At 68.1% G+C, this 13,573-nt stretch carries 21 protein-coding genes and 1 pseudogene; 8 read left to right on the forward strand and 14 right to left on the reverse strand.

The window, feature by feature from the left end:
* Positions 1–65: 65 nt before the first annotated feature.
* Both QF027_RS06435 and QF027_RS06440 read left to right on the forward strand, forming a co-directional pair.
* Entirely contained in the window at positions 66–2,579 is a 2,514-nt protein-coding gene (locus tag QF027_RS06435; protein WP_306985110.1) for a DEAD/DEAH box helicase, read from the forward strand.
* A 19-nt stretch (positions 2,580–2,598) separates the two neighbouring features.
* Positions 2,599–3,465: an acyl-CoA thioesterase gene (locus QF027_RS06440; protein ID WP_306985108.1), complete on the forward strand. Its 867-nt coding sequence runs from the start codon at positions 2,599–2,601 to the stop codon at positions 3,463–3,465.
* A gap of 1 nt (position 3,466) precedes the next feature.
* Here QF027_RS06440 and QF027_RS06445 read toward each other — a convergent pair.
* A pseudogene (locus QF027_RS06445) lies at positions 3,467–4,033 on the reverse strand (DUF6397 family protein); the annotation flags it as partial.
* A 744-nt stretch (positions 4,034–4,777) separates the two neighbouring features.
* Here QF027_RS06445 and QF027_RS06450 point away from each other — a divergent pair.
* The gene (locus QF027_RS06450; protein WP_307073244.1) at positions 4,778–4,966 is read left to right on the forward strand and encodes a helix-turn-helix transcriptional regulator; all 189 of its coding nucleotides are present in this window, start codon (positions 4,778–4,780) and stop codon (positions 4,964–4,966) included.
* A gap of 239 nt (positions 4,967–5,205) precedes the next feature.
* Here the strand turns inward: QF027_RS06450 and QF027_RS06455 are convergent, their stop codons facing one another.
* Positions 5,206–5,484, reverse strand: coding sequence for a hypothetical protein (locus tag QF027_RS06455; protein ID WP_307073246.1), 279 nt, complete (start codon positions 5,482–5,484; stop codon positions 5,206–5,208).
* Between the two features lie 113 nt (positions 5,485–5,597).
* On the opposite strand from QF027_RS06455, the gene QF027_RS06460 reads away from it, so the two are divergent.
* The 3 genes from QF027_RS06460 to QF027_RS06470 are packed head-to-tail and all read left to right on the forward strand — an operon-like array spanning position 5,598 to position 6,370.
* Complete coding sequence (locus QF027_RS06460; protein ID WP_307073247.1) at positions 5,598–5,846, forward strand: GntR family transcriptional regulator; 249 nt, start codon at positions 5,598–5,600, stop codon at positions 5,844–5,846.
* Between the two features lie 53 nt (positions 5,847–5,899).
* Positions 5,900–6,100, forward strand: coding sequence for a hypothetical protein (locus QF027_RS06465; protein ID WP_307073249.1), 201 nt, complete (start codon positions 5,900–5,902; stop codon positions 6,098–6,100).
* A 36-nt stretch (positions 6,101–6,136) separates the two neighbouring features.
* On the forward strand, positions 6,137–6,370 hold the full coding sequence (locus QF027_RS06470) for a hypothetical protein (RefSeq protein WP_307073251.1): 234 nt from the start codon (positions 6,137–6,139) through the stop codon (positions 6,368–6,370).
* Here QF027_RS06470 and QF027_RS06475 read toward each other — a convergent pair.
* The 4 genes from QF027_RS06475 to QF027_RS06490 form a co-directional block, all read right to left on the reverse strand.
* The gene (locus tag QF027_RS06475) at positions 6,367–6,777 is read right to left on the reverse strand and encodes a DUF6221 family protein (protein WP_307073253.1); all 411 of its coding nucleotides are present in this window, start codon (positions 6,775–6,777) and stop codon (positions 6,367–6,369) included. The genes QF027_RS06470 and QF027_RS06475 overlap by 4 nt on opposite strands.
* Positions 6,778–6,879: 102 nt before the next feature.
* On the reverse strand, positions 6,880–7,110 hold the full coding sequence (locus QF027_RS06480) for a hypothetical protein (RefSeq protein WP_307073255.1): 231 nt from the start codon (positions 7,108–7,110) through the stop codon (positions 6,880–6,882).
* 20 nt (positions 7,111–7,130) lie between these two features.
* On the reverse strand, positions 7,131–7,328 hold the full coding sequence (locus tag QF027_RS06485; RefSeq protein WP_307073256.1) for a hypothetical protein: 198 nt from the start codon (positions 7,326–7,328) through the stop codon (positions 7,131–7,133).
* Complete coding sequence (locus tag QF027_RS06490) at positions 7,325–7,546, reverse strand: LexA family protein (RefSeq protein ID WP_307073258.1); 222 nt, start codon at positions 7,544–7,546, stop codon at positions 7,325–7,327. The genes QF027_RS06485 and QF027_RS06490 overlap by 4 nt, the downstream gene beginning before the upstream one ends.
* Before the next feature lie 45 nt (positions 7,547–7,591).
* On the opposite strand from QF027_RS06490, the gene QF027_RS06495 reads away from it, so the two are divergent.
* Positions 7,592–7,930 (forward strand): DUF6233 domain-containing protein, encoded by a 339-nt coding sequence (locus QF027_RS06495; RefSeq protein ID WP_307073260.1) that lies wholly within the window; start codon positions 7,592–7,594, stop codon positions 7,928–7,930.
* On the opposite strand, the gene ku is transcribed toward QF027_RS06495, so the two are convergent.
* The 4 genes from ku to QF027_RS06515 form a co-directional block, all read right to left on the reverse strand.
* Positions 7,927–8,826 carry a non-homologous end joining protein Ku gene (gene ku / locus QF027_RS06500; protein ID WP_307073262.1) on the reverse strand — a complete coding sequence of 300 codons (900 nt, stop codon included), beginning with the start codon at positions 8,824–8,826 and terminating at the stop codon, positions 7,927–7,929. The two genes, QF027_RS06495 and ku, sit on opposite strands and share 4 nt — an antisense overlap.
* 90 nt (positions 8,827–8,916) lie before the next feature.
* The gene (locus QF027_RS06505) at positions 8,917–9,309 is read right to left on the reverse strand and encodes a peptidoglycan-binding domain-containing protein (protein ID WP_307073265.1); all 393 of its coding nucleotides are present in this window, start codon (positions 9,307–9,309) and stop codon (positions 8,917–8,919) included.
* A gap of 163 nt (positions 9,310–9,472) precedes the next feature.
* A complete protein-coding gene (locus QF027_RS06510; protein ID WP_307073267.1) occupies positions 9,473–10,513 on the reverse strand; it encodes a tyrosine-type recombinase/integrase in 1,041 nt (346 codons plus the stop codon).
* On the reverse strand, positions 10,510–10,725 hold the full coding sequence (locus QF027_RS06515) for a hypothetical protein (protein WP_307073269.1): 216 nt from the start codon (positions 10,723–10,725) through the stop codon (positions 10,510–10,512). Before QF027_RS06515 ends, QF027_RS06510 begins: the two co-directional genes overlap by 4 nt.
* An 87-nt stretch (positions 10,726–10,812) precedes the next feature.
* On the opposite strand from QF027_RS06515, the gene QF027_RS06520 reads away from it, so the two are divergent.
* Entirely contained in the window at positions 10,813–10,992 is a 180-nt protein-coding gene (locus tag QF027_RS06520) for a hypothetical protein (protein WP_307073272.1), read from the forward strand.
* 69 nt (positions 10,993–11,061) lie between these two features.
* Here QF027_RS06520 and QF027_RS06525 read toward each other — a convergent pair whose 3' ends face one another.
* The 4 genes from QF027_RS06525 to QF027_RS49535 all read right to left on the reverse strand — a co-directional run bounded on the left by QF027_RS06525 (position 11,062) and on the right by QF027_RS49535 (position 13,510).
* Positions 11,062–11,268, reverse strand: a complete 207-nt coding sequence (locus QF027_RS06525; RefSeq protein WP_307073274.1) for a helix-turn-helix transcriptional regulator — start codon at positions 11,266–11,268, stop codon at positions 11,062–11,064.
* A 915-nt stretch (positions 11,269–12,183) separates the two neighbouring features.
* Positions 12,184–12,528, reverse strand: coding sequence for a hypothetical protein (locus tag QF027_RS06530; RefSeq protein WP_307073276.1), 345 nt, complete (start codon positions 12,526–12,528; stop codon positions 12,184–12,186).
* 12 nt (positions 12,529–12,540) lie between these two features.
* Positions 12,541–12,837, reverse strand: coding sequence for a hypothetical protein (locus tag QF027_RS06535; protein ID WP_307073279.1), 297 nt, complete (start codon positions 12,835–12,837; stop codon positions 12,541–12,543).
* 46 nt (positions 12,838–12,883) lie between these two features.
* A complete protein-coding gene (locus QF027_RS49535) occupies positions 12,884–13,510 on the reverse strand; it encodes an endonuclease VII domain-containing protein (protein WP_373432403.1) in 627 nt (208 codons plus the stop codon).
* Positions 13,511–13,573 lie beyond the last annotated feature (63 nt).

Raw genomic sequence — 13,573 nt, forward strand, 5'->3', positions numbered from 1 at the left:
TGGTCGTGATCTTCCCCCTCGCATCCGATTCCCCCATCGGGCATCCGGGCAGGCAAGATGGGTGGGTGACCCTCATCGATCAGCTGCCGCCGACCGCCGACCCCGATGCCCTCTACGAAGCCTTCGAGTCGTGGGCCGTGGAGCGGGGGCTGACGCTCTACCCCCATCAGGAGGAGGCGCTGATCGAGGTGGTCTCCGGCGCGAACGTGATCGTGTCGACGCCCACCGGCTCCGGCAAGAGCATGATCGCGGCGGGTGCGCACTTCGCCGCCCTCGCCCGTGACGAGGTCACCTTCTACACCGCGCCCATCAAGGCGCTCGTGTCGGAGAAGTTCTTCGAGCTGTGCAAGATGTTCGGCACGGAGAACGTCGGCATGCTGACCGGCGACGCATCCGTGAACGCCGACGCTCCCGTCATCTGCTGCACCGCCGAGGTGCTCGCCTCGATCGCGCTGCGCGACGGCAAGGGCGCGGACGTCGGCCAGGTCGTCATGGACGAGTTCCACTTCTACGCCGAGGCGGACCGCGGCTGGGCATGGCAGATCCCGATCCTGGAGCTGCCCCAGGCGCAGTTCATCCTGATGTCGGCCACGCTCGGCGACGTCTCGATGTTCGAGAAGGACCTGACCCGGCGCACCAACCGGCCCACGTCGGTGGTCCGCTCGGCGACCCGCCCCGTGCCGCTCTCCTACGAGTACAAGCTCAGCCCGCTCACCGAGACCCTCACGGAGCTCCTCGAGACCAAGCAGGCACCCGTCTACATCGTGCACTTCACGCAGGCGCAGGCGGTGGAACGGGCACAGGCGCTGATGAGCATCAACATGTGCTCGCGCGAGGAGAAGGACAAGATCGCCGACCTGATCGGCAACTTCCGCTTCACCACCAAATTCGGCCGCAACCTCTCCCGTTACGTACGGCACGGCATCGGGGTCCATCACGCCGGCATGCTGCCCAAGTACCGGCGGCTGGTGGAGAAGCTCGCCCAGGCCGGTCTGCTGAAGGTCATCTGCGGCACGGACACACTCGGCGTCGGCGTCAACGTGCCCATCCGTACAGTGCTGTTCACGGCGCTGACCAAGTACGACGGCAACCGCGTCCGCACCCTGCGCGCTCGCGAGTTCCACCAGATCGCAGGCCGCGCGGGCCGGGCGGGCTTCGACACGGCGGGCTTCGTCGTCGCCCAGGCACCCGAGCACGTCATCGAGAACGAGAAGGCCCTCGCCAAGGCCGGCGACGACCCGAAGAAGCGCCGCAAGGTCGTCCGCAAGAAGGCACCCGAGGGCTTCGTCGGCTGGACGGACAACACCTTCGAGAAGCTGATCGCCTCCGAACCGGAGCCGCTGACGTCCCGCTTCCGCGTCACTCACACGATGCTGCTGTCGGTGATCGCCCGTCCCGGCAACGCCTTCGAGGCGATGCGGCATCTCCTGGAGGACAACCACGAGCCGCGCAGGCAGCAGCTGAAGCACATCCGGCGGGCGATCGCCATCTACCGCTCGCTGCTGGACGGCGGCATCGTCGAGAAACTCGACGAGCCCGACGCCAGCGGCCGCATCGTCCGCCTCACCGTGGACCTCCAGCAGGACTTCGCGCTCAACCAGCCGCTGTCCACCTTCGCGCTCGCCGCGTTCGAGCTGCTCGACCCCGAATCGCCGTCCTACGCCCTGGACATGGTTTCCGTCGTGGAGTCCACTCTGGACGACCCCCGCCAGATCCTCGTCGCCCAGCTGAACAAGGCGAAGGGCGAGGCCGTGGCCGCGATGAAGGCGGACGGCGTCGAGTACGAGGAGCGCATGGAACGCCTCCAGGACATCACGTACCCGAAGCCCCTGGAGGAGCTCCTCTTCCACGCGTACGACACCTACCGCAAGAGCCACCCCTGGGTCGGAGACCATCCCCTCTCCCCGAAGTCCGTCATCCGTGACATGTACGAACGGGCCATGTCCTTCACGGAGCTGGTGTCCTTCTACGAGCTCGCACGCACCGAGGGCATTGTCCTGCGCTACCTCGCAAGTGCCTACAAGACGCTCGACCACAACATCCCGGACGACCTCAAGTCCGAGGACCTGCAGGACCTGATCGAGTGGCTCGGCGAGACGGTCCGCCAGGTCGACTCCAGCCTCCTGGACGAGTGGGAGCAGCTCGCCAACCCCGAGGAGATGACCGCCGAGGAGGCCCAGGAGAGGGCCGACGAGGTCAAGCCGGTCACCACCAATGCGCGCGCCTTCCGCGTCCTGGTCCGCAATGCCCTGTTCCGCCGCGTCGAACTCGCCGCCCTCGACCAGGTCGAGGAGCTCGGCGAGATGGACGCCGAGGCCGGCTGGGACGCCGACGCGTGGGGCGAGGCCATGGACAAGTACTGGGACGAGTACGACGACCTCGGCACCGGACCCGACGCCCGCGGTCCCAAGCTCCTGCAGATCGCGGAGGAGCCGCAGAACCGGCTGTGGCGCGTACGGCAGACTTTCGCCGACCCGAACGGCGATCATGACTGGGGCATCAGCGCGGAGATCGACCTCGCCGCCTCCGACGCGGAGGGCCGCGCGGTCGTCCGGGTCACCGATGTCGGCCAGCTGTGAGCACAGGAGAATCCCACCCATGACGAACCCGGCCGAGAAGCTCGTCGACCTGCTCGACCTGGAGCAGATCGAGGTCAACATCTTCCGTGGCCGAAGCCCGCACGAGTCCCTCCAGCGTGTCTTCGGCGGCCAGGTGGCGGGCCAGGCGCTGGTGGCCGCCGCCCGCACCACGGACGGCGAGCGCCCGGTGCATTCGCTGCACGCGTACTTCCTGCGCCCCGGCCGGCCCGGCGTACCGATCGTGTACCAGGTCGAGCGGGTGCGGGACGGACGGTCGTTCACGACACGCCGGGTCACCGGCGTGCAGCAGGGCCGCACGATCTTCAATCTCACCGCCTCCTTTCACAAGCCTGAGGAAGGTCCCTTCGAGCACCAGCTGCCGGCCGCTCGCAAGGTCCCGGCCCCGGAGTCCCTGCCGAGGGTCGGCGACGAGATCCGGGAGCATCTGGGCGAACTGCCCGAGCAGTTGGAGCGGATGGCGCGTCGCCAGCCCTTCGACATCCGGTATGTGGACCGGCTGAGGTGGAGCGCCGAGGAGGTCAAGGACGCCGAGCCGCGCAGCGCGGTGTGGATGCGCGCGGTCGGGCCGCTCGGGGACGACCCGGTCGTGCACACCTGCGCGCTGACCTACGCGAGCGACATGACGCTCCTGGACGCCGTCCGCCTCCCGGTGCAGCCCTTGTGGGGTCCGCGGAGCTTCGACATCGCGTCGCTGGATCACGCCATGTGGTTCCACCGGCCGTTCCGCGCGGACGAGTGGTTCCTGTACGACCAGGAGTCGCCGATCGCGACGGGCGGACGCGGTCTGGCCCGTGGCCGGATCTACGACCTGGAGGGACGTCTGCTGGTGTCCGTCGTCCAGGAAGGCTTGTTCCGGCCGCTGTAGGTCAGGAGCTTCTGCGGCGGAGCCAGCCCAGCAGGCCGCGAGTCGGCTCCTCCTGGGGCGTCGACAGGTCCTGCGGCTGAGTGGAGGCTGTCCGCCGGGCCGTGGGGCGCGGCGCGGGCCGGAACCTCCTGGCGTCCTCCAGGGCGCGGGTCAGGTCGGTCCTGAGCCATGCGATCTCGTCCGGGTGATCCGCCGTCATGATCTTCTCGATGAGGTGCGCGGCCGGCGATCCCTGTGCGCCCTGGGCCGGTGGTCCCGGCCGGAAGCGGCCCAGATGGGATCGCTCGTACGGGTCGGGGACGAGCTCCGCGATCTGGACGGGGTCGAGGAAGGCGGCGAGGGCTCCGGCGCTCTCCCAGGGGTCTTCGGCGAGCCGCAGGAGGAATCCGCGGTGCCGCCCCCGCCAGTTGCGGGCCCGCAGGTCCACGCCCGCGTCCAGCATGTCGCGCAGCCCTTCGGGCATCCGGCGTGCTGTCAGCAGCGGGGTGTTCTCCGCGACTGCCGTGAACTCCTCGAGTTCTTCGGCGAGATACAGCCACACCACGGCTCGGTACCGGTTGAGATAAAAGCCGTCATGCGCAGGGGTGTACCGGCGGGTTTGTGTTGCACGCACACTGCCTGACGGGCTGACCTGCTTACTTGGACTTACCGCTCCTGACCTAATACTTCACAGCGGGTCGTTCCACCCTGCTCCCTAAGCGCTCCCCACCCAAGATCACTCCCTAGATCCTCCCTACAGGAAGACGCTGAGACGCCCTGTCACCAGGCTGTCTCGACTACCGCAGCGGCCCTCCCGCACGTCCTGGCGCGTACTCATTCCCGGCTCGGGCAGCGGACTCCCGCCTTATGTCCTCCATGACGACGATGCAGTCGCGACAGGCCCGCACCTCATGGGGTTCATCCGAGCGGGGGCGGAGTTCCTTCACTAGGGCCGTGGGCACCTCCCCCTTGCCGGGATGGCGAAAGCAGACCCCTGGTTCCCACTGGTAGAGGTCGAGGATCTGCTGGCGGTCCATTTCGTCTCCTGCTGTCGGCCGGCTGGTTGAGGTGGGGGGTGGCCCTCTGATTTCCCGCGCTGCTTAGCGGGATGCCGTGTGGACTGGTGATTCACCCTTTCGGGCGAACACAGGTTCGATTTCTGCACACTACACAGAACCTCGCGGCGCGCGCGATGCGGACGCAGGGCGAGGAAGATCCAAGATCACATAATGCCCGGTAAACCGGGCTGACTTATGATCATCATCGGCCGAGCGTTTGTCGAGTGCCACACCTGCCCGACGACGACGAATGGCTCCGCCGAGAGCAGCGCGCCATGGGCGACCGCATCCGCGTCACACGCATCCGACAGAACCGCACCCAAGAGAGCGTCTTCCTCGCCGCACGCATCAGCCGCTCCGCCTACCAAGCGATCGAAGCCGGCACCGCCGATGCGAAAGTGGGAACCCTGCGCCGCATCGCCCACACGCTTGGGGTGCATGTCACCGACCTCCTGAGCGGATGACGCGGCGCTCCGTGTGGGGGGCCGGTGCGCCGGGGACTTCGAGTCAACAGCCCGTCTACCCTGGCCGGAACTGTGCCCGCTGCATATATCCGGGCGGATCCTGTGATCGCGTTGTGAAGTTCTCGCCCCGCGCGATTCTCTGGCCATTGCCTGGTATTGCGCAGGTCAGGCGCTGGCTAAACGTTCCTGCGGGTAACCCGCTGCCGTCCCGATGACATGCCTGCACTGGTGGCTGGGACTCAGAGCGCCCCGTCCACTACCTGCTGGCAGGCAGCGGCGCCCACCGCCTGGTACGTGCGCCAGAGCTCCTCGGCAACACAGCAGGATCGGTCGACGTCCCGGCAGTCGGGGCACTGCAGGGAATGGCGGGCATAGGCGCTGTACGCCTGCTGTACGGGACTCAGCCTGCCGACGCCGGCGGCTAAGGCAGCGGCGGTCGTGGCGGCCCGCACGGTTCCGTCGTCGGGCTCTGGGTCTCTACGCTCGTCCACGTCGACGTCGCTCCGTTCGTCGGCCATGCCCCCGGGCCGTGACCGCGGCCGCGGGGGTCCGTGCAATTTCACGGTATACCGCAGTAGACCGCACTGTACTGCGGTCGCGCGGTGTACTGCGGCTATCTACGGTCGACCGTGTGAGCGTGGATCTTGACCGGACTCGGCCGGTATGGCGGCAGGTAGCGGCGATCGTCGCCGAGCGGATTGCCGACGGCACCTACCCGGCCCGCTCGAAGCTGCCCTCTGTCGTGGAACTGTCTGCCGAGTTCTCGATCGCCGCATCCACGGTGCAGAAGGTGTACCGGCATCTGCAGGAGCAGGGCCTGGCGCGGGGCGAGGTCGGGCTCGGAACGTTCGTCGCCGACGAGCCGCCCGCCGAGGGCTGACATCGCCGCCCTCGCCATGAGTCTCTGACAGTGCCCGCCACTAGAATCAGGGCGTGCCCCCCACTCCGTCCGAGCGCCCTCCGACGTGCACGGCCGCCGACCGCGCGGCCGAGCTCAACGCCGCCATCCGCGCCCTGTGGGCTGGGCGCGGGCACCCGGCGCCGCCGCTGTCGGAGGCTCAGCGGGCCGAGTACCAGCGGCTGCTCGCCGAACTCGACCGGGTCACGCGTGGAGACGTGACCACGGCGGCGTGACGAAGCCGAGGCAACGCCCCCACGTAGGATCCCCGGGTGGCACACACCTTCGAAGATCTCGTGCAGCTAGAGCAGGCCGCCGTACAGGCCCACCAGCACTACCTCTCCCCCGACGTCGACGACCCGGACGCGGCCAGGCAAGCCTGGGTTGATGCCGCAGCCGTGTTCCAAGCCGCCGTCACCGAATACGCGGCAGCGGAAGGGAAGAGCCGGGTCGACGTCGAGATGGCCGCCAAGAAGACCGTCCGGCACCCGGAGACCGAGGGCTAGGGTCGCCACTCCTCGCGATAGCCGGGCCGGTCCGCGTATGGGAGCGCGAGAAGGCGCAGCACCTTGCCGAGCGTCCGCGCACGAGACTGGTCGGCGTTGCTCTGACCCCACGTCGTCCGGCTGTAGCGGTCTGCCTGCTCGAACTCGTCGAGCAGCTTCCGCTTGGCGTCGATCTCCCGCAGCACCCGCGCCGGATCATGCGCCAGAACATGGGCAACAACCGGCCCCTCAGGCCAGCGTGAAACCCGGCCGTCCAATGCTCCGCCGACCGAGGAAACCACCCTGCCGCCGTCCGCATCCACGATGCTGCCCGCGTCGGTCACCGCCCACGGGCCACGCGGTGCAGCCTCCGCGACCCGCTGCTCCTCGTCGAGCTGGTCGCGCAGGAACTGCACCAGGTCGTTCACGGCCCCTCCAGATGTCGCAACGCCCCGCCCGGTCGCTGTACCAGGCGGGGCGTCATTCGAATAGCCAACCGGGCCTTACGAGCACGGATGGATGCCCCCATGCTACGACGGGCCACTGACAACGCCGGGACGCGACGACAAGCGGTACTCGTCCACCGGCGGGGCCTCCCCAAGCACCACGTCGGGCGCACCCGAGATGGTGTCGATGTCGGCGATCGCGTCCCGGATCTCCTGCGTTTCCGGAGCCGCGGCCCAAGCTGTGCCGTGGTGGGCGTACAGGATTTCCTCCACGCGCTGGATAGCAGCGAGAGCCGCAGACAGCTGATCGTCCATGCCGCCAGGATGGCAGACGGTCACGTCTCGTCGGGCCACTCCGTCAATACGGCGCCGGTCTCCTCGTCGACGAGGGTGATACGGGCGTCCGGCAGTTCGCCCCAGCTGCCCACCCACACCGGCAGCATGCCGCGCGCAGTCTCCTCGACGGCCCACCAACCCTGCATGACCGGGCGGCCGGCGGACGTGAGGGTGAGGTGGAAGCGGTCTGGGGTCACGTGAGCCGGATTCCGCGCGGCTGGCCGGGCTCGCGGGCGATCGCGGCCTTGGCCTCCAGCTCGCCGAGTTGGTAGTGCACCGAGGAGGGGCGCATGCCGACCTGGCTGGCAATCTCCGCGACGGTGGGTGCGTCGCCGTTCTCCGTGATGGCCTCGCGGATGATCCGGAGGATGCGCTCCTGGGTGGTGGTGAGGTAGTCGACTTTGTGCTGGGCCATGCCCCCAATAGAGCACGTGTTCGAATTTTGGTGCAAGCTGGAGTCGTGACCGACCTGCCGCCCGACCTGCCCAGACTCCGCACCCTGGAGACCTGGCTCGCCCTCACCCTCGACGAAGTACGGGCGGCGATCGCGGCAGCCGAACGGCGGGAAGCCGAACGGCAGCACGGCATCGAGCGCCGGCCGCCCCCGCCGGACTGGCTCCTCGAGGTCGGCCTCAACCGTGACGCACCGCCCGTCCAAGTCCACGTGGGCGGATGCTGGAACGCAGGCAAGCGGCACCGCGGCATCGGCCGGGACGAGGCGCTGAGGGCGCTCGCCGACGGGGTGAAAGCCTGCGGAGCCTGCCGGCCAGACAGCGAACTCGGGTTCCTCGAGGGCTAGGCGCTCTTCGACTTCCGGGCAGCCGCCTTCTTCGCCGTCTTCTTCGCCGGCTGCTTCTTCGCCGAGTTCTTCGCCGCGGCCTTCTTCGGCATCTCGTGAACGTCGGCGTCCTCACCGCGGGACGCCTTGGCCTTCTCGACCGACTCGTTGAGGGCGGCCATGAGGTCGAGGATCCGGGCGGGCTTCTCGGGCTCCGGCGCCTCGGGGAGCTCGCGGTCTTCCCGCTTGGCCTCGATGATTTTCGCGAGGGCGTCGGTGTAGGTGTCCTCGAACTCAGGGCCGTCGAGGTCGTCGCGCGCCATCGACTCCATCAGGGCGAGCGCTCCCTCGATCTCCTCCTCCGACACCTTCTCGTTCGGCGGGTCGACGGCGGCCGGAGGCCGGATTTCGTCAGGCCACCGCATCGCGTGCAGGACGATCGCGTCGTCGCGGATCCGCAGCAGGCCCAACCGTTCCCGGCCGGACCATGCGTACTTGGCGACGGCCACCTTCGACGACCGGCCGAGCGCCTGCACCAGCAGCTTGTACGGCTTCGCCGCCACGGCCCCGTCCGGGGCGAGGTAGTAGCCCTCCCCGATCTGGATCGGGTCGATGGAGTCGAGCGGCACGAACGCTTCGATCTCGATGGCCTTCGCCGTCGGCAGCGGCAGCTCCCGCAGCTCCTCATCAGAGATGGCGACGACCTTGTCTTTGGCGTACTCGTAGCCCTTGCCGATCTCCGACTGGGCGATCTCCCGGTCCTCCAACTCGCACACCTTCTTCACCCGCACCCGCCCCATGTCCTCCAGGTGGTACTGGTGGAACTGGATCGAGTGATTCTCGGTAGCACTTTGGACGTGACAAGGCACCGTGACCAGGCCAAACGAGATGGCGCCGCTCCAGATGGTTCGGGGCATGGCTGACCTCCGCAATAGCCCCGAGCAGGGCCAGCCTATGAAGGTCACCCGCGTTCCGCATCTGCGAGATGGATGCGCGCCCCTAAGCGATCAGCAGAAGAAGGGGCGGTCCGGGTCGTTGGCCCAGAAGGACAGGAACGACCAGGACTGGGATCCGACACGCCCGTCCACGGCGATGTCGGCGCATTGCTGGAAATCCGTCACCGCGTTCCGCGTCCGGCCGCCGAACCGTCCGTCCTCTCGCAGGCCCGCATCTATGGCCTCGTTCAGATAGCACTGGACTTGCCGGACAGCTGACCCTGATGAGCCGCGCTGAAGATTCGGCCGCCGATCGGTGTAGTCACACACGTCGACCGGCCCCTGCGCTGGGAGAACCTTGACAGGCTCAGAAGATGGAGCGCCTTGCGGTGATGCGGCGGCCGGCCCTCCTACAAGGCCGACGGAAAGAAACACGGCTGCGGCGGTGGCGAGTGCTCGTCGCATCCTCAATCACCTCCAGAGAGTGACCCTTTCCCATCGTGCGCGTGGGCCTCCCCTGTTGCATCTCGGCCGCCCGACGCCTCGGGACCGGGAAACTCGCGGCAGACGAAGGCCCCTGCCGACGGGGGTGGCGACAGGGGCTGCGGTCAGTGTGGCACGGGGCGGACTACTCGGCGGCGTCTTGCTGGAGCCGCTCCCCGAGTTTGGCGGCGAGGGCGTAGGCGGGGTGGTTGTCGAGCTGGCGGCGTCGCCGGTTGTAGCGCTGGGTGGTACGCGGGTCGGAGTGGCTGACGGCGTCCTGGACGTCCTGGAGCGGCACGCCGTTGGCGAGGTTGTCAGTGATGAACTGGTGCCGCAGCGTGTGGGGCTTGATGGTGGCGGCTTGCGGGATTTCGGCGCGTCGGGCGAGGACGCGGAGGTGCTTCCACACTTCGGGCTGGGTCCAGCGGCGGCCGGTCTCGGTGACGAACAGCGGGCCGTTGGCGCGGTCGCCGAGGTGGGCGAGGAGCGCGTCGAGGGCGAGCGGCGGTACGGGGGCGGGCCGTTTCTTGCCGCCCTTCTGTGTGAGGGGCAGGGTGCGGTGTCCTCGGTCGTAGCCGAGCTGGTCGGCGTTCAACGAGAGGAGTTCGTCGACGCGGGCGCCGGTGAGGTAGAGCAGCATGACGAGGGCGTAGGAGCGGGGCGCCCAGTTGCGTGCGGTCTCGATGAGCCGGGTGGTCTCGTCCTCGGTCATCCCCTCCGTCGGCGAGTAATCGGGGTCGACGTAGGGCCGGAGAACGGCGGCGAACGGGTCGCTGTCGACGGCCTGTAGGCGGGCGGCGTAGGTGTAGAAGCTCCCGGCGGCGGCGAGGGCTTGGGCCTGGGTGGTCTCGGCAGGCGGCTTGCCGTTGCGGGTGGGGGTCTTGGCGAGGTGCTTGGCGTAGGCGTCGGCGAGCGGCAGCTTCGCCTGCAACGGGTGGATGCCGGTGGAGCGGGCGTACTCCTCCCACGCCTTGAACGTGCGGACGTAGGCCCGCCTCGTGTGGCGGCTCTTCTGTCGGGCGATCCATCCTCCGGCGATGGTGGGGAGCGGGTCGCGGTCGCCGTAGATGGCGGTGAGGTGGTCGGCGAGTTGGCGGGCTTCGTCGGGCCAGTCGTCGCGGGGGTCGTGTCGGTCGGTCGACAGTTCCGCCGACGGACGCGGGACGAGGGCGGCGGGATCGGTCACGATGTTTCCGGGTCGATGAGATCGGCGACGGCGTAGACCGCCATCTGTGGGTCTGTGAAGCCCTCGGCTTCCGCATCCCAGTTCCGCTGGTTCGCCGCGAGTTCGTGAGCGTGCTTGGCGAGCGCCGCCAACACGATCTCTTCGTCCTCGGCTGCCGACTGGTTGGGGCGGCGGGTGACCAAGGCGGTCATCAGGTCCTGATAGGCGCTCATGCTGCGAAGCCTCTCCTCAGTATGGGATAACTGTCATTATCAACCATAGAGTTGAGCCGAGTACGCCGATCCGGGAAGCTTCTCCGCATGGCTGAAGAGACAGGCAAGGGCGCCTGGATGTGGCAGACGACCATCGGCGGCGACCGCGACGGCAAGTGGGAGAAGTACTGGGATCCCGACGCGACACCGATGAGCGACGAGGAAGCTCAGGATCGCCGCCGGAGACTGCTGCAGCTCCTCTTCGGGCCACGGCCGGGCGACGCCTGATATGGCATGTTATCGAGAGCGGTCGGGCCCAACAGGGCGCGCTTCCATGGCGCTTCGGGCCGGTCGGCCTCAGATGCCCTCCAGCAACCGCACGAGCGACGCGGTGATGACTCTCTGGCGGGTGCCGAGCGGCGCCAGCTTGACCGGTGACTCGCCCCGCTTGATCAGCTCGTACAGATGCCGCTTGGAGACACCGAGCGCGGTCGCGGCCTGCGGGACGCTCACCGTGGCGGGCCAGGCGCGGATCTCGTCGAGAGTGGGCACTTCTTTGGGCATCAAGACCTCGCCTCATGGTCAGCAACGCGACGCGCGGGCGGGCGCGAGACTCCGCCGGCCTTGTCCTCTGCCACGTAACTGAGCGGTCGGCCGCAAAGGCACGCGCGACGAAGCGCCCCCGCTCCCCCACCGCTGATGCGGCGAGGAGCGGGGGCGTTGACGTGCGGTCAGGTCTCGTCGTCCTCCACCGGCGGCATGGGTGGTGGTTCGAGGAACGGGCGCGGCGACAACCAGAACGGGGGCGGGGATTCATCGTCGGCCATGCGGTCTCCTATACGTACTGTCGGCGCTGCGGGTCGAGGCTCAGCACCTGCGGGGACGGCGAGTCGGAGTCCCCGGGCTGCGGGGCGCCGTCTTTGCGGCAGACGAGCGCGTCCGGGTCGTAGGACGGGGCTTGCAGCGAATAGCCGTCGGGGCAGGTCGGTCCTGGGGGGCCAGCGGGCCCTTGCTCGCCGGTGTCGCCCTTGGCGCCCTGCGGGCCGGGTTCGCCTTGTGGACCGGCCGGGCCTGGCTCGCCCTGGGGTCCTTGGGGGCCGGCGGTCCCGACTGGACCTGTCGCTCCGACAGGTCCCGGGGTTCCGACCGCGCCCGGTGCTCCGCTGGCTCCGCCCTTACCGTTGGCTCCGGCCGGTCCAGGCGGTCCCGTGGGCCCAGTCGCTCCCGCCGGACCGGGCGGCCCAGTCACTGACACGCCAGGCTCGCCACGGCTCCCCGGCGGACCCGCGACCGGTGTTCCACCCAAGCCCTGCACCTGCCGGGCCAGCGCATCCCGGGCGGCGTTCGACGCGCGCAGGTCGTGGGAGAGGGCTTGCATGGTGATGACGACCCATGCCAGGACGGCGAGGACTACGACTGCGCCCGCCGCGAAGCGAAGGTCGCCGACACGTCTGGCTTTGACTCGGGAGCCGTGATTGCTCACGATCCCGCCCCCTTGGCTGCGAGGTAGGCCTGCAGGAGGACGATGAGGACGGGCACGACCAGCGCGGAGAAGATGAGGCGCCGGTCCGCGCGGCGGTCGTCTACCGCCTTCTGGCGTGCCGATTCTGCGGCTTGGCGCTCTTTGTCGCGCGCCGTCTCGATTGCAGTGATCCGCTCCATCATCTGGACGTGGACTTCGTCCCGGTTGCGGCGCTCGATCTCATACCGTTCGACGGAGACCTTGGCGTCGAGTCGGCCGACGAGCTCGCGGAAGTCCTCCTTGAGGTCTATGCGCATGGCCTCAATGCGGTGGGCGAGCTCGGCGTTCGACGGGTCGTCCACGTGCCGTCCCGGTCAGATGCTTCGCGGCGGCTCGGCGTTCGCCGGCGCGCTCGGGCTGGCCGGCGAGACCTGGCCGCGGGTGATGAACACCAACAGTGCCAGCACCAGCGCGTTCAGCGAACCGACTGTCTCCGGTGCCACGTTGAAGTGGAACGCGGCGAGCAGCGCCACGACCGCGGCGACCAAGCCGGTGAACGCGGACGGGGTGATCGGTCGGGTCATCGCAGCGGTGACCGCGGCGAACACTGCAGAGATGGCGGCGACGAGCGCACCGGCCTGTTCGGAGGAGAGGCCGATGCCGAAGGTCACGGCGAGGGACAGCGCCGCTGAGACGATTCCCAGGACGACAGCCGGTTCACGCCCCCAGATCTTGACCATGAGAGTGCCTTTCGAGATAGAGGATTGCAGCCTGAAGGACCGCTCTGTCTTCTTTCACGTGCCCGAGAAGTGCATTGCAGTGAAAGCAGAGCAGTTCTCGAACGGCTCCAGACGAGTGGTCGTGGTCGACGTGGAACAGTTCAGGTTTGTTCGTTGTGCCGCATATGCCGCAGCGGCCCTGCTGTCGCTCCAGCATGGCATTGGCTTCTTCAATGCCGATCCCGTATTTCAAGCGCAGCTTGTTGTCTTTGTTGATGCGCTTCCGTTCGGGAGATGCGTTGCGTGCGCGAGAGTACTCGCTGCGGCATGCCCGGCAGGCACTGTCTCGCCCGCCGGGTCGACCGGTCCTATTGCCGAAGTCTGCGCGGTCTTTGACCTCGCCGCACTTGCTGCACCGCTTTAGCCCGGCCTCATGCAGAGCTTCGCAGCTCAGGCATGAGCGGTGGGCCGGTTGGAATTCCGCAACTGGGGCGTCTCGCAGGCAGGTGCGACAACGCTTAACGGCAGAGTCGGCGCGCCTGCGTGTGTTGCTGGCAATAGAGTTGCACTTCTTCGAGCACCTCTTTTGCCGACTCGTCGCTGGCTCAAATTCTGTAGTACACATATCGCAAATCCTCACCTCCCAATTTTACGAGACGCCTGGAACAAGTGGCGTCAGTTCTACGTA

Origin of the sequence: Streptomyces canus, assembly GCF_030816965.1 — a bacterium.
GTDB classification, from domain to species: Bacteria; Actinomycetota; Actinomycetes; order Streptomycetales; family Streptomycetaceae; genus Streptomyces; species Streptomyces canus_E.